The following is a 22,805-nucleotide window of genomic DNA, read 5'->3' as shown; positions in this document are numbered from 1 at the left end:
CCCTGTCATTCCGGGATGCATGCGCAGCATGCAGGCCCGGAATCCATTCTTCCACCAACGTTGAAGCCCGATGGATTCTCAGATGCGCAATTGCGCATCATAGCTCGCGCCAAGAGGCGCGCCCCGGAATGACGGCGCTGGAGCGCCGGCTCAGCCCAGATTCAACTCCTTGAAGAAGTCGTTCCCCTTGTCATCGATGATGATGAACGCCGGGAAGTCGACGACCTCGATGCGCCAGATCGCTTCCATGCCGAGCTCGGGATATTCGAGCACCTCGACCTTCTTGATGCAGTGCTCGGCGAGGTTCGCCGCCGCACCGCCGATCGAGCCGAGATAGAAGCCGCCATATTTCTTGCAAGCTTCGCGCACGGCAGGTGCGCGGTTGCCCTTTGCGACCATTACCATCGAGCCGCCGGCGGCCTGGAACTGGTCGACGAAGGAATCCATGCGGCCCGCCGTGGTCGGACCGAACGCGCCGGAGGCGTAGCCCTCGGGCGTTTTGGCCGGGCCGGCGTAGTAGACCGGATGGTTCTTGAAATAGTCGGGTAGCGGCTCGCCCTTCTCCAGCCGCTCGCGCAGCTTGGCGTGTGCGCTGTCGCGCGCGACGATCATGGTGCCGGTCATCGAGACCCGCGTCTTGATCGGATATTTCGAGAACGTCGCCAGGATGTCCTTCATCGGCTGGTTGAGGTCGATCTTGACGACCTCGCCGCCGAGCGCCTCTTCGACCTGCGGCAGGTACTGCGCCGGATTATGCTCGAGCTCCTCGAGATAGACGCCGTCCTTGGTGATCTTGCCGAGCACCTGGCGGTCGGCCGAGCAGGACACGCCAAGCCCGATCGGCAGCGAGGCACCGTGGCGCGGCATGCGGATAACCCGCACGTCGTGGCAGAAATATTTTCCGCCGAACTGTGCGCCGACTCCGAGCGACTGCGTCATCTTGTGGATTTCCTTCTCCATCTCGACGTCGCGGAAGGCGTTGCCATCGGGCGAGCCGTGGGTCGGCAGCGCATCGAGATAGCGGGCGGAGGCGAGCTTCACCGTCTTCATGCAGAGCTCGGCCGAGGTGCCGCCGATCACGATGGCGAGGTGATAAGGCGGGCACGCGGCGGTGCCGAGCGTCAGGATCTTCTCCTTCAGGAAAGCCAGCAACCGGTCCTTGGTCAGCACCGAGGGCGTGGCCTGGAACAGAAAGCTCTTGTTGGCGGAGCCGCCGCCCTTCGCCATGAACATGAATTTGTAGGCCGAATCTACTTCTGAAGAGCCGCCCTCGGCATAGATCTCGCACTGCGCCGGCATGTTGTTGGCGGTGTTCTTCTCCTCATACATCGACAAGGGAGCAACCTGCGAGTAGCGCAGGTTACGGCGCAGATAGGCATCGCGCGCGCCTTCCGACAGCGCCGCCTCGTCCTCACCGTCGGTGATGACGTTGCAGCCCTTCTTGCCCATGATGATCGCAGTGCCGGTGTCCTGGCACATCGGCAGCACGCCGCCGGCGGCGATGTTGGCGTTCTTCAAGAAGTCGAGCGCGACGAACTTGTCGTTCGGGCTGGCCTCGCCGTCCTCCAGGATGGCGCGGAGCTGTTTCAGATGGCCCGGGCGCAAATAATGATTGATGTCGCCGAAAGCCGCCTCCGACAGCGCCCGCAGCGCCTCGCGCGAGACCACCAGCATGTCCTTGCCCAAGACCTTCTCGACCCTGACGCCCTCGGACGAAATCTTCTTGTAGGGCGTCTCGTCCTTGCCCAGCGGAAACAGCGGGGTGTGCTTGTAGGGCGGGACGGGCTTGGACTGGTCGGGGAAGGCGGTGGGAGCGTTCATGGGGCGATCTCGGGTTTTGCAGCCCTGGCGGGCCTCTCAGCATGGAAGCGTTCTAAGCTTTTTTGCTACAAAGGGAAGGCGTCCTGGCGCGGCCGGGGCATCCCGATTCGGTGCTTTATTTGGGTGCCATGACGGCCATTTTTGCCGCCTACCTTCAATAGCTGGAATTGTGCCCGGTCGAGCCGGGTTGCACCCCTTGCGCTTCGCGCGCGGCGACGGTTGAATGCGCGCCCTCAAGGGGCTTTTCATCATGATTTCCAGACTGCACGTCCGCGGCGCGATTATTGTAGCCGCCGCAATCACCGGCCTTGTGACCCTCGCCGCGCCCGCGCGTGCCGACCAGTGCGACGACATCGCCAAGCAGCTTGCCGGCGGCATCGACGGGTTGAAGGTCAACTTCAAGGCTGCCAACATCATCTACCTCACCCATCCCGCGGCGAAGGAGCTGTCGCTCGGCTGCCGTTCTCAGGGACAGGCCTATTCCAACGAGCTCTACGCCAAGGGCGACCGCAAGCCGACGCCGCAGTTCTATGACCTCGTGGCCTCCGCGGCCGCGATCATCTTCACAGTGACCAAGGACGACACCACAACCGGCGCGACGCGCTGCCTGAAGCGCATGGGCCTGCTCCGCGGCGACAAGATCACCATGCGCTACAAGCGGCTCAACATGGAATGCACCCGCACCAAGACGGAAGCCGCGATCGCGATCACGCGGCCCAAGGACGAGTAGGCCGGGCTGCCTTCACTCCTTCCCCGAGTGTAGAGGGCATCGCGACGCTGCCCACCACGTACTCCGTCATTGCGAGCGCAGCGTCTTTCCACGGAAGGATTCTGGATTGCTTCGCTGCGCTCGCAATGACGAGGAGAGGCCACTGGCTCGCCGGGACATCGGGACGATTGGCGCGAGAAAACGTCATTCAACCCACCCGATCCCTCGCATTTTAACGATTCGTTTGAAGGAAACTTCGTCCCTCGCAGGGCAGGGTCATCAGGTTCAATCTGTGAGGATCCGTGGATGAGCGTTTCCAGCGTTGCGCCGCCGCCTGTCACGATCGTGGTCCCGAGCTACGACACGACCAAGCAGGCCGACGACCAGACCAAGACCCAGGACAACGACCCGACCTACCAGCCGACGCCGCCGGCGCCGCTGCCGCCCGGTCAGGGCACCCGGATCGATCAGCTCGCCTGATCGAGCTTTTCTGCGATGGATCGCCCGGTCCCGACGGCCGGGCTTTTCGCGTGCCCGGCCGCAACTTGCCGGATAGCGCGACCTCAGGCGTCGAGCTCGCGATAGCGCCGGAAGATGCCCTGCTCATTGAAGGGAATGCGGCGCTCGCTGCCGAGATAGGCCTTGATGTTCGGCCGTGCGGCGACGCGGTCGTGCAGGCCGACGAGACCAGGGATATTCTTCTCGAACGCTTTCATGCGCCTGGGAAAGGCATAGCGCAGTCCGGCGACGATCTGGAATAGCGAGAGATCGACGTAGGTTAGCCTGCGACCGGTGACATAGGCGCCGCCCTTTCCGTCGAGAAGCCGCTCGAAATAGCCGAGATATTTCGGCACGCGCTCGTCCCAGAAGTCGGCCGTGCGCTTCTTCGCCGGCGCCTTCTGGTCTTCGTAGTACTGCGAGGGCCCGAGCGGATGATGGGTGTCGTGGATCTCCACCGCGAAATCGCTGATCGTGAGCTGAAGCTGGTGCACCCAGAGTTTGCCCGCTTCCATCTTCGGCGCGAGCCCATGTCGCGCGCCGAGATAGAGCAGGATGTTGGCGGTCTGGCCAATGACGAGCTTGCCCGCTTTCAGGAACGGCGGCGCAAAGGGCGGCGTGCCCTTGCGGGCCTCCATCATCTTCATCATGGCGTCGCTACCGCGCGGGCCGCGTGCGACGTCGACGTAGGCCGCACCCGCCTCCTCCAGCGCCAGCCGCACATATTCGCCGCGACCCTGGATCTCGGGCCAGTAATAGAGCTCGTATTTCATGGGGGGGGTCCGTGAGCGTGGGAGCGACGGGCCCAATGTAGCATGCGGTCGGATGTTCCGTCAGGATGAGACGGCGCCGCCTTGCTGACGCTCCATCACGCCGGTCCCCCGAACGCCGTGTCGATTAATTGCTTCCCGAGATCGTGGCGCCGGGCGAGCATGCCAACATAGGCCGATCCTCAAGCGACCGGCCGGGGAGGACGCGGGAGTCTGTGGCGGAACCGTTCAGGGCGGTCTCCGCGGTCGCATCGGGGCTGCCGCCGGGCGCGGCGCGAGGGAGATCGTCATGCACTGGAACACCGTCCGCCCAATCGCAGCACTTGCGCTTTGCTGCCTTGCCATCAGTCCAGGCTGCGCCTCGGCCGCGGAATTGCTCAAAGCCCGGCTTGCGCAAAACCTCGGACCGATCTCCGGCCTTGGGCCAAGGCCGCCATCAAGACCAGGGCGGATCTTCGCGGCAAGCGAATCGGATTCACCGCCGGCACCGGCAGCGAGGTTTACACGGCGACCTTGCTGAAGTCGGCGGGATTGACGGCCAAGGATGTCACCCTCGTCAACCTGCGGCCGCAGGAGATGCTGCCGGCGCTCGCAGCCGGAAGCATCGATGCGATCGACACCTGGGAGCCCCACATCGCCAACGCGAAGAAGGCCCTGGGCGAAGCCGTCGCCGAGCTCGATACTTCAGGCACTTATTCCGAGACGTTCAACATCGTCGTCATGAGGCCCTATCTGGACGCCAACCCCGCGCTGATCGAGCAGTTCATCGCCACACTGATCGATGCGGAGGTCTGGATGAAGGCACATCCGGATGACGCGATCACGGTCGTGGCGGACGCCGTCGGCATGAAGCGGGACGAACTCGCCACGATCTGGACCGATTATGTTTACCGGGTGCGTCTCGACGACCGGCTGGTCGAGATTCTCAAGACCCACTCCGCATGGCGCCTCGAGAGCGGCAACCATCCTCCGGGAGCTGTGATGCCCGACTTCAGCAAGGTCGTCGTCAGCGAGCCGCTGAACAAGATTGCCCCCGAACGGGTCACTCTTTCGTGGAAATAGGCCCCCGCACAGCCATGCAGGACGGCACCTCGGCGCCACAGCAGATTGCTGTTCGCAGCAGCGGCCGCAATCTGCGGCCGGATTCAGCCCGTCTTCGCCGCCTCAATATTCTGGTCGGGGCGCTGTCGCTGCCGCTGTTCGTCGGCCTCTGGGAATTGGCGTCCCGCTCCGGGGCCGTCAACATGGTGCTGTTTCCGCCGCCGACGGTGGTTGCCGCGGCCGTGCTCGAGTGGATACGAAGCGGACAATTCCTCGGCGATCTCACGGCCAGCCTCTATCGCGTCACCACGGGCTTCATGGTGGGCGGCGCCCTCGGCATCCTGCTCGGCATCCTCACCGGCCAATTCCCGGTCATGTCGAGCCTGCTGTCACCGCTCTTCCACATCCTGCGGCCAATTCCGCCGATTGCTTTCGTGCCGATCGTCATTCTCTGGTTCGGCCTGTCGGAGGCGGGCAAACTCTTCCTCGTCGTATGGGGCGTGTTCTTCACGGTCTGGCTTTCGACCCATATCGGCGTGCAGAAGGTCGACCGCGGCCTGATCCGGGCGGCCTTGATGCTCGGCACGCCGCGGCGGCAGATGCTGCAGGAGATCGTGCTGCTGGGCGCGCTGCCCTACATCGTGGTGGGCTTGCGCACCGCTGTCAGCATCTCCTTTTACACGCTGGTCGCGGCCGAGCTTGCCGGCACTTTCGCCGGCATCGTTTACCGGATCGAGATTGCGCAGCAGAACATGCAGACGGGCCAGGTCATGGGCGGGCTCGCCGCGCTCGGGTTGATTTCGTTCATTGCCGACCGGCTGTTTGCGGTTCTTGCCGAACGTACCGTCTGGTGGCGCTGATGTCGGGATCTCGATCGATCGTGAAACTGGCGCTGGCAAGCTCACCGGCCTCCGTCGAGGAGGCGCGGAAGCAACCGGCCATTCAAGTCTCGAACCTGAGCATCGTGTTCGACACCCATCGCGGGCAGACCGTCGCGGTGGATCGCGTGTCCTTTGACGTCGCGCCTGGCGAGTTCGTCTGCATCGTCGGGCCCTCCGGCTGCGGCAAATCGACGGTGCTCAACACGATCGCCGGACTGGAAGTGCCTTATGAAGGCGACATCCTGGTGGAAGGCTCGCCTGTTGGCGGCCCGCGGTCCGATGTCGGCATGGTGTTCCAGCAGCCGCATCTTTTCCCCTGGAAGTCGGTCCGCAGGAACATCGCGCACGGCCCCAGGATGCATGGCAAGTCCAGGAAGGAAGCGAATGCCATCGCCGACGATCTGATCGCGATGATCGGTCTCAAGCGTTTCGCCGACGCTTATCCGAACACGCTGTCCGGCGGCATGCAGCAGCGCGTGGCGATCGCGCGGGCGCTGGCCAACCAGCCCCGCGTGCTGCTGATGGACGAGCCCTTCGGGGCCCTCGACGCGCAGACCCGGGCGGTGATGCAAGACAATCTGCTGGAACTGCGCGACCGGATCAACGCAACGATCGTGTTCGTCACGCATGACATCGATGAAGCCATCGTGCTGGCCGACCGCGTTCTCATCATGAGCGCGGGACCCGGCCGCATCCTGCGCGAGGTCGCGGTCAAGCTGCCGCGTCCGCGGTCGAGCACGATCATGGTCGAGCCAACCTATCTTTCCCTCAAGAAGGATTGTCTCGACGTCATCCGCGCCGAAGGATTGCGGGCGTTCAATCAGTCGGACGCGAGCTGATCACCTCGACCTCGCAAATCGAGAGGAGAATCGCATTGCGCTGGCATGGTTCTTGAATCATCGACGCCGGGTCTCATGGTGGAGCCGGCGATGCACAGGGCGAACAGCGCGATAGCGGCAGGTGTGATGCTGGCCGAGTCGGATGACCTCGTCAGGCCGCTGCCTGGCCTGCTCGATGGCCTCAACCGGGCCGATCGCAATCGCCTGCGTGCGATCGGACGCGAGAAGACGCTGGAAGCCGGCCAGCTGGTCTGGTCTCAGGGCGACGCACAGGTCGGGATCTACCTGATCAGCGAGGGGCGCATCCGCAGCTATTATGCGGCGCCGTCAGGACGCGAGGTCACCCTCGCCTACTGGTTTCCCGGCAACTTCGTCGGCGGCCCCGACATGTTCGGAACGGGCCCACATATGTGGACGTCGGTTGCGGCCGAACGCAGCCAGCTGACGTTCATGCCCGGACCGGCGCTGCGGCGGCTTGCGCTGGAATCGGCGGCGATCGCCGTCGCCTTGCTGGATGCCCTGGCGTTCAAGGCGCGATGCTATTCGGCGATGGCCCAGATGCTTGGGACGCGCTCGGTGACCGAGCGGCTGCACAGCCTGCTGATTTTCCTGTCGCACGTCTACGGCGTGAAGCGCGACAACGAGATCGTCGTCGGCATGCCGTTTACCCACGGCGATCTCGCCAATCTCATCGGGTCCACCCGCCAATGGGTGACCGTGCAACTCGCGCGGCTCCAGGGGGAAGGCGTGATCCGGTACGACAGATCCGTGATTTCGATCCTGGATCTTTCGATGCTCGGGCAGGAGATGGAATAATCTCCGCCTTTCAGGCGCTGGGCTTCAATTCGAAGGCCGCTCGGTCTGCACCAGCCTCGAATCGCCGCGCCAGTCCGATCAGCGCGCGATCGTGCCAGGCCGGCGCCAGCAGGGTCACGCCCATCGGCATGCCATCAGGCAATGTCGCATTCGGAACCGCTACGCCGCAGAGATCAAGCAGATTGGCAAAGTACGAATAGTAGCCGAGGTGATTGTTGAGCGTGATCGGATCGCGCAGCATCTCTTCCAATGTGAAGGGCCGCGGTGCGGTCGGGACCACCAGCGCGTCGATCCCCGCAAAGATCGCCTCGGCGTCGCGGCGCAGCCGGTGCAAACGGTGAATCGCCCCGAACGTATCGATCGCCGAATAGCCGGCGGCTGAAGCCAGCACGGTCCTGGTGACATCGAGCAGGGAGCCGGACTCGATGTCCAGGAGCGCAGCGATTGCCGAGTGCCGCTCGGCGACCCAAGGTCCGCTGAACATCAACTCCCCGGCCTGGCGGAACGGGGTGAAGTCCACCTCAACAGCCGTTCCGCCGATCTCGGTGAAACGCGCGCAGGCGCGCTGATAGAGCTCGCCGCATTCGGGCATGCCGAAGCATTCGAGATCGGCTGATGCAATGCGGCCGAACCGGAACGATGACAACGATCCTCCCGCGAAGGAAAACGCCCTCGGTCGGCGGCTGTAGGGATCTTCGAAGTCGAACCCTTCGATAATGTCGAGGATTGCCTCGCCATCGCTGACGGTATTGCAGAACACCGAAACGCAATCGATCGTCGGACAATTCGGCACCAGCCCGCGTGACGACACCAGCCCAACGGTCGGCTTGATTCCGACGATGTTGTTGAAACCGGCGGGTATGCGGCCGGACCCGCCGGTGTCGGTGCCGAGCGCGAACGCCACGTGCCCTGCCGCCACGGCGACCGCAGACCCGGAACTTGAGCCGCCCGCAACATAGCGCGCGTCGGCAACCGACGCGCAGGGGCCATAGGGCGAACGCGCGCCGGACAAGCCTGTGGCGAACTGATCGAGATTGGTCTTTCCGAGGCAAATTGCGCCGGCCGCGCTGAGGCGTTCGACGCTGCGCGCGGAATGCCACGGCGTGTAGCTGAACGCCGGGCAGGCGGCGGTGGTCGGCATTCCCTCGACGTCGATATTGTCCTTCACGCCAAAGGGAATGCCGAGCAGCGGAAGATGTTCGCCCGTCCGCGCGCGCGCCACGAGCTTGCGGCATGCTTCGAGCGCCTCCTCGCGCGGGCGGACATAGATCCAGCAATTGCGGTCGCGCTCGGCCTCGATCCGGTCATAGGCAGCTTCAATCGCCTCCAACGGCAAGGACGAATTTCTGGCGGGGTTGTCGTGATGTGTCCTGGAGTGCGCGACGGACTGGCTCACCGAATATCTCCTTCTGCACCTGGCTGGCGCGAAGTTGCGGGAGCTCGGCGCAGGCAACAAGCAATTAAGTGCTTCCCGCAAAATGCTCGGCCGTATCAGGACATCGGCGGCTCAAAGAAAAAGGGCGCCGTGCTTGAGGCACGACGCCCTCGTTTGTTGCTCTGCGTGCGATCAGTTGGTCTGCTGGATCGCCGACAATTCCCAGGGGCTGCCCGGGCGGCGCGCGAAGGTCCAGACTTCGGTGACCTCGCCAGGCTGCTCGCTGCCGGCGACGATCGCGCCGGTGCTGCGGTCGACCGTCTTGTCGGTGAGCGAAAAGCGCATCGCCACGGTCGCGTAATCAGTCTCGCCTTCACGCCAGGCTTCCGCGAGATCGCCCTGCAACAGCTTGACGTTGGTCACCTTGTTGACGACGTTGCGCGCGCGGTTCTGGGCAAGGTCCTGCTCGAAATAGGAGACCATTTCCGGCGTCGCGAGCGTGTGCAGCTTTGCGACGTCCTCGTTCGACCACGCCGACTGGATGTCGCCGAGCAGGCGCTCGAACGCCTCATAATCAGCAGGCTTGATCTCGAGCGGCGCGTTGTTGGCGCCGAAGCCGAAGCCGCCGCCCAGACCAGAGCCAAGACCGCCACCAAGGCCGCCACCGAGACCGCTGCGATTGCTCGTCTGCGGTCCCGCACCGGCATAGGCCGCCTGCGGCGAATTGCGGCGCTGCCACCAGGACATCGCCAGCCGCACCACGAACACGACGAGCACGATCTGGATGATCAGGCCCAGGAACGACGACAGGCCGCCGAGACCGCCGAACAGGCCACCACCGAACAGCATGCCGAGCAAGCCGGCGCCGAGGAAGCCGGCCGCAAGACCACCCAGGAAACCGCCGCCGCGGTTGAAAAAGCCGCCGCGCGAAGGCGCGGTTGTGCTCATACCCGCGCCCGGCTGGCTATAGGTGCGGTTGAATTGCGAGGTCGAGCCCGGCGCGGTCGTGGTCGACGGCGGGGCCGAGAAGGTCCGCGAACCGCGCGAACCCGACGAGAAGCCGCCGCCGACGCGGGCGTCAGCGGACGAGATCGCCAGCGCCGTCGGCAGCGCGAGCGCCAGGACGACGGCAATCGTCTTCACGAGACTGCGGGACCATTGCGAGAAATTCATGTTCGTTTCCCAAATCCCCGGCATGGGGACGTGCCAGTAACATGGGCAGACTTCTCCAAAAAGGAAGCCGGTTTCGGAACCCGCGGCTGCGGCCCTCGGTCGCGGGGACACGGTAAAAGTCCATATTTGACGGGGGGTTGGCCGGATACGTGCGGGAACTGTGGTCGCGGGTTACCGGCAGGGGGAATTCCGCTCCCTCCCCGTCATTGCGAGCGCAGCGAAGCAATCCAGACTGCCCCGCCGGAAAGATTCTGGATTGCTTCGCTACGCTCGCAAATGACGGAGTCTGAGGCGCCTCCGTCCCTACCTCACTCACCCCTGCTTCGTCATCGTCTCCTTCACCGCCGCCACGAGCTGGCTGAGCGTGAACGGCTTTGGCAGGAAGTCGAACTGCTGGCCCTCGGGCAGGCTCTTCTCGAAAGCATCCTCGGCGTAGCCGGAGACGAAGATGAAGCGGATATCAGGGTTCTTCTCCCGCATCGCCCTGAGCAGCGTCGGACCATCCATTTCCGGCATGACGACGTCAGAAACGACGAGATCGATCGCGCCGCTCTGCTCGTCCAGCACCTCCATCGCCTCGACGCCGTTCTCTGCCTCGACCACGGTATAGCCGCGCGAGCGCAGGCCGCGAGCATTCAGCGCGCGCAGGCCCTCTTCGTCCTCGACCAGCAGAATGGTGCCCTGCCCGGTGAGATCGGTGCGAGGCTTGGCCTCCACAGCGGCGGGCGCAGCGTCCTTGGCAGCGCCGTTCGTCGCGGCGGCCACGGCCGCAGGCTGCTCGACCTGGACTTCCGGCTCGGCGTGGTGACGCGGCAGGAAGATGTGGAACGAGGTGCCTTGTCCCGGCTGGGAATCAACGTAGATGAAGCCGCCGGTCTGTTTGACGATGCCGTAGACAGTCGAAAGGCCAAGGCCGGTGCCCTTGCCGACTTCCTTGGTCGAGAAGAACGGCTCGAAGATCTTGTCGCGGATATCAGCGGGAATGCCGGTGCCGGTGTCGGCAACTTCAATCCGCACATAGTCCGCCGCCGGCATGCCCTTGTAGGCGAGCTTGCCCGCCTCTTCCGTCGCGACGTTGGCGGTACGGATGATCAGCTTGCCGCCGTCGGGCATGGCATCGCGCGCGTTCACCGCGAGATTGACGATGACCTGCTCGAACTGGGAGACGTCGACCTTGACCGGCCAGAGGTCGCGGCCGTGGATCAGGTCGAGCTTGACCTTCTCGCCGATCAGCCGGCGCAGCAGCATGGTGAGATCGGAGAGCGCATCGCCGAGATCGAGCACCTGCGGCCGCAGCGTCTGCCGCCGCGAGAAGGCGAGCAGCTGCCGCACCAGGGTCGCAGCCCGCGTCGCGTTCTGCTTGATCTGCATGATGTCCTGGAACGACGGATCGGTCGGCTTGTGCGCGTTCAGCAGGAAGTCGTTCGCCATCATGATGGCGGAGAGCACGTTGTTGAAGTCGTGAGCGATGCCGCCGGCGAGTTGGCCGACCGTCTCCATTTTCTGCGACTGGTTGATCTGATTCTCCAGCGCACGCCGCTCGGTGGTCTCGAGCATGTGCACGATCGCGGCTTCCGCATCGTTCTCGGCGGCATCGACCGGCGTGACGAAGAACTGGCCCCAGCGCTCCTTGCGTCCTTCCAACGCCACCTCGACCGGCGCGATGTCGGCCTGATTTTCGGCCGCCTGATTGATGGCTGCAATCAAAAGGTGCCGATCGCGCGCATTGACCGCACGGAAGATCGACTTGGAGGCGCTGTCGAGCCCGAGGCCCTGCGCGAGCTTGGCGTAGCGCGCATTCGCGCGCACGACGTTGCCGCCGCGATCGACGGTGGCGATCGCCATCGGCGTGTGGTCGAAAAAGCGCATGAAGCGCACTTCGGCCGCACGATCAGGATCGCTGCGCTCGTCACGGGCGCGGCTGATGACGAGCGTGCGCGAGGGTCCCGGCGCGCCGTCGGCGCCGAAGGCGAGCTTGTGATAGAGCCGGACCGGCATGGTCTTGCCGGTGCGCATGCGCAGATCGATGTCGAAGACTTCGGTCTTCACCTCGCCCGGCACCGCCACGATCGAAGACAGCAGCGAAGCGCCGTCGCCCGAGACGATGTCGGCGAGCTTCAGGCCGCCCGAGCCGATCTCGGCGAGATCATAATCGAGCCAGTTGGCCAGCGTCGCGTTGACATAAGCGAGCTCGCCGGCGGGATTGACCGAGAAGAAGCCGCACGGCGCGTGATCGAGATATTCGATCGCGTGCTGGAGCTCCTGGAACACGTCCTCCTGGCGCTCGCGGTCGCGGGTGATGTCGGCGATCGACCACACCGCATATTTGGCCTCGCGCTTGCCGGTGCCGAGCGGACGCACCCGCATGCGCAGCCAGCGCCCGTGGCTGCCGTCCTGGCCGGAAATGCGCACCTCTTCCTGCTGCCGTTTTCCTTCACGCGCGGCTTTCAGCAGGCGGAACACGGCTTCGGAAACGTCAGGATTGCCGATGAAGACGCGCTCCACGGGGCGCACGTCCTGCGGGCCGGCGGCACCGGTCAACGTCAGATAGGCCGCGTTGGAATAGACCACATGGCCGCGCGGATCGGTCACGGCGAGGCCGTCGAAGGCATGGTCGGAGATGCGGCCGATGATGGGATCGTCGAGATTACGGTCGGCGAAGCGGATGATCCCGGCGGCGAAGGCGAACAGGTTGAACAGGCCGATCATCGCCAGCACGGCGAGGATGCCGAGGATGTAGGGCTGCGCCTGCGCGCGCCCGAGCGTCATCAGGCCGACGGCGACCGCGACGAGGCCGGCGGCCACCAGCAGCACCAGCGCAATGCTGCCCGAGCGCGGCGACGGCTCATGCGCCGCAACGGGCTCGCGTGACAGATCGTGGTCGGTCTCGGCGGTCATTTCACGCTAGGGCAGCCTGTCGGCAGAGAATCAACGTGCCACAGGGCACGTCGGGTCCTCCCTGCCTGAATCGGACCCGCAGACGCAAGGGCGACAGGGGCGAAAGGTACGCTGATTCCCAGTTTACGGCCATTTCCGGTACTTTTCCGGGGTTTTATTGCCGCGCGGCACTGAAACCGCGCTTCAGCCGGATGACATAGCCGATGACTTCGGCGACCGCATGGTAGTGCTCGACGGGGATTTCCTTGTCGATTTCTGCGGTCGCATAGAGCGCGCGGGCCAGTGGCACGTTCTCGACGATCGGGATGTCGTGCTCGCGCGCGATCTCCCGGATCTTGAAAGCGAGATTGTCGACGCCCTTGGCGACGCAGATCGGCGCCGACATGCCGCGTTCGTAGGATAGCGCCACCGAATAGTGGGTCGGGTTGGTGATGATCACCGACGCCTTGGGAACCGCCGCCATCATGCGCTTCTTGGAGCGCTGCTGCCGCAACTGCCGGAGCTTGCCCTTGATGTGCGGGTCGCCTTCGGACTGCTTGAACTCTTCCTTGATCTCCTGCAGCGACATCTTCTGCCGCTGGAACCAGCTGCGATACTGGAAGAAATAATCCCCGATGGCGATGATCGCGAGCGCTGCGACCACCGCGCCGAGCAGATGGACGGTCAGGCTGGTGGAGGCGCCCAACATGGCCATCGGATCGAGCTTGACCATCGCCTCCATGCGGTGCCGCTCCGGCCACAGGATCGTGGTCATGACCACACCGAGCACGACCAGCTTGCCGATGCCCTTGAGAAAATTCACCCCTGCCTGCTTGCCGAAGATGCGCTTGAAGCCGGCAGCCGGCGAGAGCTTGCTGAATTTGGGAATGAGGGATTCGGTCGACCACACCAGCCTGTGCTGCAGCATATTGCCGGCAATGGCCGCGATCACCAGCATCAAGAGCGGCACGCCGACCGCAGCCAGCACCGCGACCTCGATCTGCTGCATCAGCGCGAGCAGATTGCCGGAATCGGTTTTGATCATCCAGGAATTGGCGAGCAGATTGCGCAACGGCGTCAGCAGGCCGCTGCCGACCGAGCCCGAGAAGGTCGAGACCACCAGCGTGCCGCCCGCGATCATGAACCAGGTGTTGATCTCCTGGCTTTTGGCGACGTCGCCGCGTTCGAGCGCCTGGTCGAGGCGCTTTTGCGTCGGGTCTTCTGTTTGACTCTCTGGATCGTTGTCTTCCGCCATCGATCACCCGTCACTTGAGCGGCAGCATCTGGTGCATGACGCCGATGAAGTAGTCGAGATAGGTGCCCATCATCGCGGTGAGCACCACGGCCAGCACCATGAAGCCCGCGAAGATCGACAGCGGCACGCCGACGAAATAGACCTGCATCTGCGGCATCAGGCGCGCCAGCACCCCAAGTCCGATGTTGAAGACGAGGCCGAACACCAGGAACGGCCCCGACAACTGCAGGCCGAGCAGGAACGCGGCGGAGAAGGCGCGCGTCGCCAGCGAGGCGACGTCGCCGCTCGAGACGGTCTCGCCCGGGGCAAAGATCGAATAGCTGTCGTTCAGCGCCGCGATCACCAGATGATGGCTGTCGGTGGCGAACAGCAAGGTCACGCCCAGCATGGTGAGGAAGTTGCCGACAAGAACGCCCTGCTGCCCCTGGGTCGGATCGACCGAGGTGACGAAGCCAAGTCCCATCTGCTGCGCGATCACCGCGCCCGCGACCTGGAGCGCCGCGAGCGTCACGCGCGCGGTGGCGCCGAGCACGATGCCGATCACGATCTCATGCAGCATCAGGACCAGCATCGGCGCGAGCGAGCCCATGTCGATCTGATAGGCATTGCGATGCAGCGGCAGGATGATCAGCGTGAGCAGCAGCGCGATCGACAGCTTCACCCGCGTCGGGATGTTGGTCTCGCCGAGCCCCGGCAGCAGCATCACCATCGCGCCGACCCGGGCGAAAGCGAGCATGAAGGCCGCGGCAAGTGCCGGCAGCAGCGAGACGTCGATGCGCATGGTGGGCGCATTGTGCCTCAGCCGCCGATGATTCGCGACGAGATCCGCAGCATGTGGGAATGCAGCGCGTCGGCCATGAACGGCAGCGCCAATAGCATTGTGGCAAAAATGGCCAGGATCTTCGGCACATAGACCAGCGTCTGCTCCTGGATCTGCGTCAGCGCCTGGAACAGCGACACGATCACGCCGACCACCAGCCCGACCACCATCAGCGGCGAGGACACGATCACGATGGTCCAAATCGCATCGCGGGCGACGTCGAGGGTCTCGGGTCCGGTCATTTGCAATTTCTCACTCTGTCTTGTCATTCCGGGGCTCGCGAAGCGAGAACCCGGAATCCATTCAGCCGCGTCATCTGAGCACCATAGATTCCGGGCTCGCGACTTCGTCGCGCCCCGGAATGACGATCAGATCGGCATCTTCATGATGTCTTCATACGCCGCGATCACGCGGTCGCGGACCGAGACCAGCGTGGACACCGCGACATCGGTGTCTGCGACCGCCGTCACCACGTCCATGACGTTCGCCTTGCCGTTGGCCATCGCCACGGTCTGCGCGTCGGACTTGCGGCCGGATTCCATGACGCTGCCGACGGCGTCTTTGAGCAGCGCGGCAAAGGACTGCCCGTTCGGCTCGCTGCCCTTGCCCGCGCCGGTGTTTTCCAGCACGCGCGCAAGATTGGCGTAGGCATTGGCCGCGATTGTCGGTGTTGCCATGGCTTAAATTTCCTGTTCAGGCCTTGAGGATGTCGAGCGTGCGCTGGATCATCCGGCGCGTTGCACTGATGATGTTGACATTGGCCTCGTAGGACCGCTGCGCATCGCGCATGTCGGTCATCTCGACCACCGAATTCACATTGGGATATTTGACGTTGCCGGAGGCGTCCGCCGCCGGATTTGTCGGCTCGTATTTGACGCGAAAGTCGGACTGGTCGGGCTTGATCCTGCCAAGCGTGACCACCTGCGCGTCGAGCGTGCGGTCGAGCGCGGAGGAGAACGTCGGCACCTTGCGCCGATAGGGATCGCCGCCTGCGGTGGCCGAGGTCGAATCCGCATTCGCGATGTTCTCGGAGATCACCCGCATGCGCCCGGCCTGGGCCCGCAGGCCCGAGGTCGCGATCGCCATGGAGCGGGCAAAGTCACTGCTGTCGTTGGCCATGATCTAGTTCCTCTCGCTCTAGCCTTTGCCAATCGCGGTCTTCAGAAGATGCAGGCTCTTCGAGTAGAGCGAGGTCACCGCCGCGTAGTCCATCTGGTTGTTGGCGGACTTCATCATCTCCTCTTCGAGATTGACGGCGTTGCCTGCGGGGCGGGTCTCGAAACCGGCGTTCTTGTTCTGGTCGAAGCTCGAGGCCGCACCCGACGGCGTCATGTGGGAGGCGCTGGTGACAGTCATGGCCAGGGTCCCCATCGAGCCTGTGGTGGCTCCGTTCTTGTCGAACTTCGGCTCGACCAGCTCCCGTGGCCGGAAATTGGGGGTGTCGGAATTGGAGACGTTCTCGGACAGGACGCGCTGGCGTTCCTGGTGCCACTGCATCTTGGTGCGAAGCGCCGACAGCACCGGAAGATCGTTGATGGACATCGTTGCGGCTCCTTCCGCCTCTTGCGGACCCTGAGATCCGAAGCTAGGCAGAATTTGCCGCGTGTATGGTTAACAGGTGGTTAAGGCACGGTGGATCCATGTTTCCGATTGAGACATGTAATCCCGCCGCCTGATTCGACCCGTTCCAAAAGCCGCATTAACCCAACCGCTTGGCGACGCATGCGCAGGCCAAGAAGTCGTTTTGGATCGGGCGATTCATGGGTTATTAAGAGTTGGGGACGGCAAAACTTGCCGCGGGACGTTAAGAAATCACAGGTTTGGGGCATCGCAGGCCGATGGTCGGGATCCGACCATAGGCACGACAGAAGCGCCATTTACCGGGGACAGGTATGAACGGTAGTCCTATCACCTTCATCGTCGCGTTCATCGTCGTTCTGGCGTTGATCGGCGTCGCGGCGTGGCTGGTCCGCCGATTCGCGACCACCCGGCTCGGTGCCAACACCCAGCGCGGCAGGATGCCCCGGCTCGCCGTGATCGACGCTGCCGCGGTCGATGGGCGCCGGCGCCTGGTGCTGGTCCGCCGTGACAATGTCGAGCATCTCCTGATGATCGGCGGCCCCACCGACATCGTCGTCGAACCGAATATCGTGCGCGCCGCCGCGGGCCGCGACCAGATTCCGCAGCGTCCCAGCGCCGCCGAGCCGCCGCGCCTCGCCCCGATGCCGGATGCCGGCAGCTGGGCCGACGAGGCGCCGCGCCCCGAAGTGCTCGACCATCCCGAACCGCAGATGCCCGAGCCGCCGCCCCGGCCCGCGCGTCCGTCGTTCGCCGACGAGGTCCGCCGGCCGGCGCCTACACTGGCCGAGCGCCGCAGTGAGCCGCAGCTCGGCGGCTTCCCGCCTGAACCGATGCCGCGTCCCGAGCGTGAGTCTCGTCACGAGCCGATGCCGCGCGTTGCACGTAACGAACCGCCGCTGATGCCGCGCCCGCCGCGCCAGAGCGATCCGGCGAAAATGCCGCCGGTGCGCGCCGAGCGTGCAGCTGCGCCGCCACCTCCTCCGCCCATACCGCAGGCCGCCCCCCCCGTTCCGCCGCCGGCCCCCGCTGCCGGCGCGCCGTCGAGCGCCGAACAGAATCTCGCCGAGATGGCCCAGCGCCTCGAGGCTGCCTTGCGCCGTCCGGCCGGCGAGCCCATCGCCCCGCCGGTCGCACCGGATGCGCCTGCTCCGCGCGCTGCCCGCGCCGAGCCGCCCGCTGCCCGCGCCGAGCCGCCCGCACCTCCGGCTCCGCCGGCAAGGCCGGCTCAGGAGAAGACCAGCTTTGAAAATCTCGAAGACGAGATGGCCTCGCTGCTCGGCCGTCCGAAGCCGTCTTCGTGAGGCTGCCGTCCTTCCCGCGTAGAGTATTCTTTTTTTCTGTCCTGATCGCCGCGACGTCGCTCGCGATGCCCGCGCATGCGCAGGACATCAGCATCAATCTCGGCGGCGGCGGGGCTGGCGGTGGCGGCGTCACCGAGCGTGCGATCCAGCTGATTGCGCTGCTCACGGTGCTGTCGATCGCCCCGTCGATCCTGATCATGATGACGTCGTTCACGCGCATCGTGGTCGTGCTGTCGCTGCTGCGCACCGCGATGGGCACGGCGACCGCGCCGCCGAACTCCGTGATCCTGGCGCTGGCGATGTTCCTCACCTTCTTCGTGATGGGACCAGTGCTGCAGAAATCCTACGACGACGGCATCCGCCCGCTGGTCGCCAACCAGATCAGCGTCGAGGACGCGTTCCAGCGCGCCTCCGTTCCGTTGCGCGGCTTCATGCAGAAGAACGTGCGCGAGAAGGATTTGAAGCTGTTTCTCGATCTCTCCGGCGAGCCGCCACCGGCGACGCCCGACGACCTCGCGCTGCGCATCCTGGTCCCGGCCTTCATGATCTCCGAGCTGAAGCGCGCCTTCGAGATCGGCTTCCTGCTGTTCCTCCCCTTCCTGATCATCGACCTCGTCGTCGCCTCGGTGCTGATGTCGATGGGCATGATGATGCTGCCGCCCGCGACGATCTCGCTGCCGTTCAAGCTGATCTTCTTCGTGCTGGTCGACGGCTGGTCGCTGGTGGCGGGGAGCCTGGTGCAGAGTTACGGGGGATAGTTACCGCAACTTCCGCTGTCATGCCCCGGCTCGACCGGGGCATCCAGTACGCCGCGGCCTCTCCATCGCATCACGACTGTCTCGGAGTACTGGTTCGCCCGATCAAATCGGGCGATGACACCGAGAATGTGGGTCGTTCAACGGCCTCTACCGCTTCACATTATACTGCTTGCTGAGGTGATCGCCGATTTGCACTAGCATGGCGACACTCTCCGGGAAGCCGGGCTTGTCGCGTGTGGCCTGGTCGGCGTCGGCGCGGAACTCCCAGCTGTCGCCGTCGCGGACAACAGAGATGACGAGGCTGTCAGGGCCGTTGGCATGGACCTTCAATTCGGCCCGCGCCATGGCGATGAGTTCGGCTTCGGTCTTGGCAGGCTTGCTCATATCGTCGCTCTCCCGGCACGAAGGTGGGCAGGTTGCCGCCTCGGCCGGCACCTGTCGAGAGGCCAGAAGTAGCAGAATTTCTACCGCGTCATCTTGATCTGCCGCACCACGGGGATCGTCGGCAGCGAGCCGGTGTGCTCGGTCTCGTCCTTGGCCTGCGGCGAGGCCGGGGCGCGGGCGGTGGCGTCGGGGAAGCGCTGCTTCATCTCGCGCAGGAAACCGTCGAGCGTGTCGACGCTTGCGGCGAGTTTTGCGATCTCGGCGAATTCGGCGCTGGAGGCGGCGGCCGGCTTGCTGGCTATGTCGAAGGCGATCCGGTCGGCGCTCTCGCTCATCAAGGGCGCGTATTTCTCGCGGAAACGCGACAGTCCGATCGAATCGTCGGCAAGCGCATAGCCGACGGCGGCGCGGATGATGTCGCTCTTCTCGACCGCGTTGAGCGGCTTGAAGTCGCGGAAGCGGTCGCCGTAATAGAGCTCGATCTGCTCGGCGGACTCCCGCCAGCGCCGCGCCGCCCAGAAAATATCCGACCGCAGCCGCAGCACTTCACGCCCCGCTACGTTGGAAACGATGTCGAGCGCGAGGTCATGGCGGCCGACGTCGCTCTGCGCCCGCGCCTCGAGCAGCAGGCGCTGCTGCCGCAGCTCGCCGGAGAGGTCGCTGATGCGGCTGGCGCGCAGCGCCGTGATCGCCATGTCCGGCTTGCGGTTGGCGAGATAGATCATGGCCAGGCGCGCGGCGACCTGCGCGCGTGCTGCGCCTTCGAGGCGGTGGTCGACCTGGTATTGCAGGAGCTCGGCGGCCTGGTCGAGCAGGTCGATCGAAGCGAGACGGTCGGCAAGACGGCGGATCAGCTCGTCGCCGCGGCGGCCGATCGGCGTCAGCTCGCGAAACTCGTAGAACATCCCGAGCGCCTCGACCGGCGGCAGTTCATCGCCTTTGGGCCCCAGGAAGATCTGCGTAAACAGATCCGAGGCCAGATCCTGCGCCTGGCGCGAGGCTTCCGAGTTCGGCTGCATCTTCGTCGCGGTGCGCGCCGCGGTGAGCGCGTCGCGGTAGCGCCCGCTTTCGGAATAGAGCTGCGATAGCATCTGCAGCGTCTTGACCTCGATCGAGTCGCCGCGCCAAGTCATCGACAGCGTCTCTAGCTCCTTCAGCGCCTCTTCCTTGCCGATCTCGTCGCGCTTTTGGCGCAACGCGACCTCGAGCTGCTTGGCTTCGGCGGCGGCCTGCCGATCGGCCGAGGCAACCGCGAATTTATAGTCGTCGAGTGCGTCCTTGTCGTGCCCGACCGCTTCGGCGAGCCGGCCGCGCAGCACCGCAAAGCCAGGCGCCGCCTCCGGCGGCACGCCGACCACTTCGATCTCGCCGCGGCGCTTGGACGCGCCGGCATAGTCCTTGACCTCGAGCGAGGCGCGCATCGCATCCATCGTCACGATGCGCTGGATGTCCAGCGGCAGCGAAGCGATGGCGAATTCGACGTTCTTGAATTTCTCTCGGGCGTCCGCCCATTTGCCCTGGCGCGCATAAGCGAGCGCCTTCCAGAGCTGGGAATCGTGGCTGTTGCCGATCACGGGGTTGGCGAGATCCTTCAGGCCCTGGGTCGTACGCCCGATCAGGATGCTCGCGATCGCGTGGATGATCAGCGCGCTGCTCTCCTCCTTGTTGAGCGGATCTGAAAGCATCACCTCGGTCACGGACTTGGCTTCGTAATACATCGCGCGCGACATGTAGAACTGGGCGAGATCGAGCCGCGGCAGCGAGCGTTGCGCCGGCTCGACGGCCGAGATCGCCGTGATCAGATCGCTCTGGCGCGTCCAGAAATCTTCCGACTGGCCCTTGCGCCAGCTCTCGGGACTGAAGACCGGCCGCACCGCAGTCGGTGCGCGCTCCGCAGAGACGTCGACCGGCGACAGCGTCAGGCCGCCCTTCTTGCCGAGAATGACCTTGTCCTGTCCGACCTCGACGCCGACATCGTCGGAATTTGGCCGGATCGCGATGCCGTGCGCGGATTCCAGCAGCGAGAGATCGACGAGATCCTGTCGCTTGATGAAGCCGCGGACCGGCCGCTGCGCGGTGACGACGTAGAGCATGTCACCGGCGTCAGGGTCGGTAAGCTTGTGCAGCTGGCCTGGATTGGCAAAGGGGATGGCGATGTTGGCGAGTGCGGGATCGGTGATGTTGCGAGACATCATCAGCGGCAACGGCGGCGCCTGGATCTTGTCGGCGAGCGTCAGCAGCCAGTTGGTCTCCTTGCCGACCTCCTCGCTGGTCAGCGAATAGACCAGCGGACGGGTGAGACGGATTCGCACCCCCTGTCCCTTCTCGAGTGGCATGCGGCTGACCTCGCCGATCATCGAACCACCCCGGGCGCGGATCGTTTCGACATCGATGGGCTTTGGCGAGTCGAACACCAGCCACACCGTGTCGCCGCGGCGGAACGCTGCGGCCGGCGTTGCAACGGAAAGCGGGAACGTCACGCGCAAGCCGTCGCTGTCGCGCCGCGCATCGACGCTGGCAACAGGGGGCGGCGCGCCGGCTTGCGCCTCGACCGGAGCCGGTTTGGGCGCGTCCTTTGCTGCTTCCTTGACCGTCTCCTTAGTCTGTTCCTTGACCGGCTCCTTCGCGACCTCTTTAGGCGCTTCGGCAGCCATGGGCTTGGCAGGTACGGCGGCTTCCATTGCGGGCGGCGCGGGCTTGGGCGCATCCGTGACATGCGGAGCTTCAGTCGAGTTGACGGCAGCAGCAGGTTTCGGCGCTTCGGCTGCCGGCATCGCGGCGGGCGCTTCGGGCTTCACCTCGATCTTGGCTTCGCGCGCGATCGCCTCCGAGGTCGGCGGCTTGATCTCGCTATGAGCCTCCTTCGGCTTGGCGGCCGCAGGCTTTTCAGCCGCCGGCGCCGGTCCGTGACTGCCGGCCTCAGCCTTTGCGATCGCGGCCTCCGGCGTCGCCGCGGTCTTGCCCTTGTCGGGCTGGAAGGCGATGTCGACGACATAGTTCTTGTCGTCACGGAAGGAGTGCACGTCGGAATCGCCGATCAGGGCGATCTCGACGCTGGTCGTATCGATGTCAGCCTTCTGCTTGATCGAAGCGACGTTCGGCGGCGCGGCGACGACGGCATCGGCGAGATCGAAGTTGAGATTGGCATTGAAGACGAGCGTGAGCCTCTGCTCATTGAGCACGGAGGAGACGCCGACGCCGTCGGGCATCTCGAACACGAAGCGCACGAAGGTCGGCTGGACCGAGGTGCGCACGCGGATCGGCGGACGCTTCTTGCTTTCGGCTGCGGCGCGCTGGGCGCGCAGTGCGCGCTCGGCAACACGGGCGCGCTCGGCGAGCTCCTTCACCACATCCATCGGCAGGCTCGGTGGCGGGCCCTTCCATCCCTCGGGCAGCAGGTCGATGAAGGTGCGCTCGCCCGCATTCATGGTGTTGACGGTGACGCGCCGCGCCAGCGACAGCCTGATGGCGCTGCCATCAGGGTCGCGACGCGCGGAGTTGATATAGTCGGGCGCGCCCTCCGGCACGCGATCGACGGGAACGTCGACCGGGCGGTCGAAGCGGATGACGAGAATGGAGCCGGCCGTCGTCACCTCGGAGGGAACATCCTCGCCGAGCTTGATGACGAGACGGGCAAAGCCGCCACCGGCCGAGAAAGTCGCCTCGCCCCGGATCGGGTCGGCGGCGCGGGCAAAAGAATTAGGAATGACCAGCGCGCAGGCGCCCAGCAAGACCGCTTTCCGGACATGGCGCGACAGCGCCAGCGCCAGGGCGCGGGCTCGCGACACAAATCCAGCGGCAGCCTCTCGCGCCATTGGCGGCATTTCTTCCGGTTCGACGGGTCCACGCCGGCGCTAAGGCCGGCCCATGCCCTCGAATGTAGGTTTTGCCAATTAAGGACTTCTT

At 64.8% G+C, this 22,805-nt stretch carries 21 protein-coding genes; 8 read left to right on the top strand and 13 right to left on the bottom strand.

Going from position 1 to position 22,805, the window contains the following annotated elements; genetic code table 11:
- Positions 1 to 150: 150 nt before the first annotated feature.
- Complete coding sequence (locus XH80_RS19590; protein WP_271599958.1) at positions 151 to 1,821, bottom strand: fumarate hydratase; 1,671 nt, start codon at positions 1,819 to 1,821, stop codon at positions 151 to 153.
- Positions 1,822 to 2,071: 250 nt separating this feature from the next.
- On the opposite strand from XH80_RS19590, the gene XH80_RS19585 reads away from it, so the two are divergent.
- Entirely contained in the window at positions 2,072 to 2,551 is a 480-nt protein-coding gene (locus XH80_RS19585) for a hypothetical protein (RefSeq protein ID WP_271599957.1), read from the top strand.
- Positions 2,552 to 2,836: 285 nt separating this feature from the next.
- Positions 2,837 to 3,010: a hypothetical protein gene (locus tag XH80_RS19580; protein WP_271599956.1), complete on the top strand. Its 174-nt coding sequence runs from the start codon at positions 2,837 to 2,839 to the stop codon at positions 3,008 to 3,010.
- Positions 3,011 to 3,093: 83 nt separating this feature from the next.
- Here the strand turns inward: XH80_RS19580 and XH80_RS19575 are convergent, their stop codons facing one another.
- Positions 3,094 to 3,801, bottom strand: coding sequence for a glutathione S-transferase (locus tag XH80_RS19575; RefSeq protein ID WP_271599955.1), 708 nt, complete (start codon positions 3,799 to 3,801; stop codon positions 3,094 to 3,096).
- Between the two features lie 327 nt (positions 3,802 to 4,128).
- Between XH80_RS19575 and XH80_RS19570 the strand changes: the two genes are divergently transcribed.
- The 4 genes from XH80_RS19570 to XH80_RS19555 all read left to right on the top strand — a co-directional run bounded on the left by XH80_RS19570 (position 4,129) and on the right by XH80_RS19555 (position 7,375).
- A complete protein-coding gene (locus XH80_RS19570; protein ID WP_271599954.1) occupies positions 4,129 to 4,860 on the top strand; it encodes an ABC transporter substrate-binding protein in 732 nt (243 codons plus the stop codon).
- On the top strand, positions 4,851 to 5,699 hold the full coding sequence (locus tag XH80_RS19565) for an ABC transporter permease (RefSeq protein WP_271599953.1): 849 nt from the start codon (positions 4,851 to 4,853) through the stop codon (positions 5,697 to 5,699). The genes XH80_RS19570 and XH80_RS19565 overlap by 10 nt, the downstream gene beginning before the upstream one ends.
- The gene (locus tag XH80_RS19560; protein WP_442868550.1) at positions 5,699 to 6,559 is read left to right on the top strand and encodes an ABC transporter ATP-binding protein; all 861 of its coding nucleotides are present in this window, start codon (positions 5,699 to 5,701) and stop codon (positions 6,557 to 6,559) included. The genes XH80_RS19565 and XH80_RS19560 overlap by 1 nt, the downstream gene beginning before the upstream one ends.
- 90 nt (positions 6,560 to 6,649) lie before the next feature.
- Positions 6,650 to 7,375 (top strand): Crp/Fnr family transcriptional regulator, encoded by a 726-nt coding sequence (locus XH80_RS19555; RefSeq protein ID WP_271599952.1) that lies wholly within the window; start codon positions 6,650 to 6,652, stop codon positions 7,373 to 7,375.
- Between the two features lie 10 nt (positions 7,376 to 7,385).
- Here XH80_RS19555 and atzF read toward each other — a convergent pair whose 3' ends face one another.
- The 9 genes from atzF to flgB all read right to left on the bottom strand — a co-directional run bounded on the left by atzF (position 7,386) and on the right by flgB (position 16,417).
- A complete protein-coding gene (gene atzF, locus XH80_RS19550; protein WP_271599951.1) occupies positions 7,386 to 8,771 on the bottom strand; it encodes an allophanate hydrolase in 1,386 nt (461 codons plus the stop codon).
- A gap of 171 nt (positions 8,772 to 8,942) precedes the next feature.
- Positions 8,943 to 9,947: a Tim44 domain-containing protein gene (locus XH80_RS19545; RefSeq protein WP_271599950.1), complete on the bottom strand. Its 1,005-nt coding sequence runs from the start codon at positions 9,945 to 9,947 to the stop codon at positions 8,943 to 8,945.
- 288 nt (positions 9,948 to 10,235) lie between these two features.
- On the bottom strand, positions 10,236 to 12,821 hold the full coding sequence (gene cckA, locus XH80_RS19540; protein WP_271599949.1) for a cell cycle histidine kinase CckA: 2,586 nt from the start codon (positions 12,819 to 12,821) through the stop codon (positions 10,236 to 10,238).
- Positions 12,822 to 12,975: 154 nt separating this feature from the next.
- Positions 12,976 to 14,055, bottom strand: a complete 1,080-nt coding sequence (gene flhB / locus XH80_RS19535; RefSeq protein WP_271599948.1) for a flagellar biosynthesis protein FlhB — start codon at positions 14,053 to 14,055, stop codon at positions 12,976 to 12,978.
- 10 nt (positions 14,056 to 14,065) lie between these two features.
- Positions 14,066 to 14,836, bottom strand: coding sequence for a flagellar biosynthetic protein FliR (fliR, locus tag XH80_RS19530; RefSeq protein ID WP_271599947.1), 771 nt, complete (start codon positions 14,834 to 14,836; stop codon positions 14,066 to 14,068).
- Between the two features lie 17 nt (positions 14,837 to 14,853).
- Positions 14,854 to 15,117, bottom strand: coding sequence for a flagellar biosynthesis protein FliQ (fliQ, locus tag XH80_RS19525; RefSeq protein ID WP_027534765.1), 264 nt, complete (start codon positions 15,115 to 15,117; stop codon positions 14,854 to 14,856).
- Between the two features lie 126 nt (positions 15,118 to 15,243).
- On the bottom strand, positions 15,244 to 15,552 hold the full coding sequence (gene fliE / locus XH80_RS19520; protein ID WP_057747375.1) for a flagellar hook-basal body complex protein FliE: 309 nt from the start codon (positions 15,550 to 15,552) through the stop codon (positions 15,244 to 15,246).
- Positions 15,553 to 15,568: 16 nt separating this feature from the next.
- A complete protein-coding gene (gene flgC, locus XH80_RS19515; protein ID WP_057747376.1) occupies positions 15,569 to 15,994 on the bottom strand; it encodes a flagellar basal body rod protein FlgC in 426 nt (141 codons plus the stop codon).
- Between the two features lie 18 nt (positions 15,995 to 16,012).
- Positions 16,013 to 16,417, bottom strand: a complete 405-nt coding sequence (flgB, locus tag XH80_RS19510; protein WP_057747377.1) for a flagellar basal body rod protein FlgB — start codon at positions 16,415 to 16,417, stop codon at positions 16,013 to 16,015.
- A gap of 350 nt (positions 16,418 to 16,767) precedes the next feature.
- Here flgB and XH80_RS19505 point away from each other — a divergent pair, with 350 nt between their 5' ends.
- Both XH80_RS19505 and fliP read left to right on the top strand, forming a co-directional pair.
- Positions 16,768 to 17,757, top strand: coding sequence for a flagellar biosynthetic protein FliO (locus XH80_RS19505; protein WP_271599946.1), 990 nt, complete (start codon positions 16,768 to 16,770; stop codon positions 17,755 to 17,757).
- Positions 17,754 to 18,515, top strand: a complete 762-nt coding sequence (fliP, locus tag XH80_RS19500; protein ID WP_271599945.1) for a flagellar type III secretion system pore protein FliP — start codon at positions 17,754 to 17,756, stop codon at positions 18,513 to 18,515. The genes XH80_RS19505 and fliP overlap by 4 nt, the downstream gene beginning before the upstream one ends.
- Positions 18,516 to 18,662: 147 nt before the next feature.
- On the opposite strand, the gene XH80_RS19495 is transcribed toward fliP, so the two are convergent.
- Together XH80_RS19495 and XH80_RS19490 are read right to left on the bottom strand one after the other, a co-directional pair.
- A complete protein-coding gene (locus tag XH80_RS19495) occupies positions 18,663 to 18,899 on the bottom strand; it encodes a hypothetical protein (protein ID WP_271599944.1) in 237 nt (78 codons plus the stop codon).
- A gap of 80 nt (positions 18,900 to 18,979) precedes the next feature.
- Positions 18,980 to 22,714 (bottom strand): tetratricopeptide repeat protein, encoded by a 3,735-nt coding sequence (locus XH80_RS19490; RefSeq protein WP_271599943.1) that lies wholly within the window; start codon positions 22,712 to 22,714, stop codon positions 18,980 to 18,982.
- Positions 22,715 to 22,805 lie beyond the last annotated feature (91 nt).

Source organism: Bradyrhizobium sp. CCBAU 45384 (genome assembly GCF_028128665.1).
GTDB lineage: Bacteria > Pseudomonadota > Alphaproteobacteria > Rhizobiales > Xanthobacteraceae > Bradyrhizobium > Bradyrhizobium manausense.
This window is presented reverse-complemented; position numbering and strand designations above follow the sequence as displayed.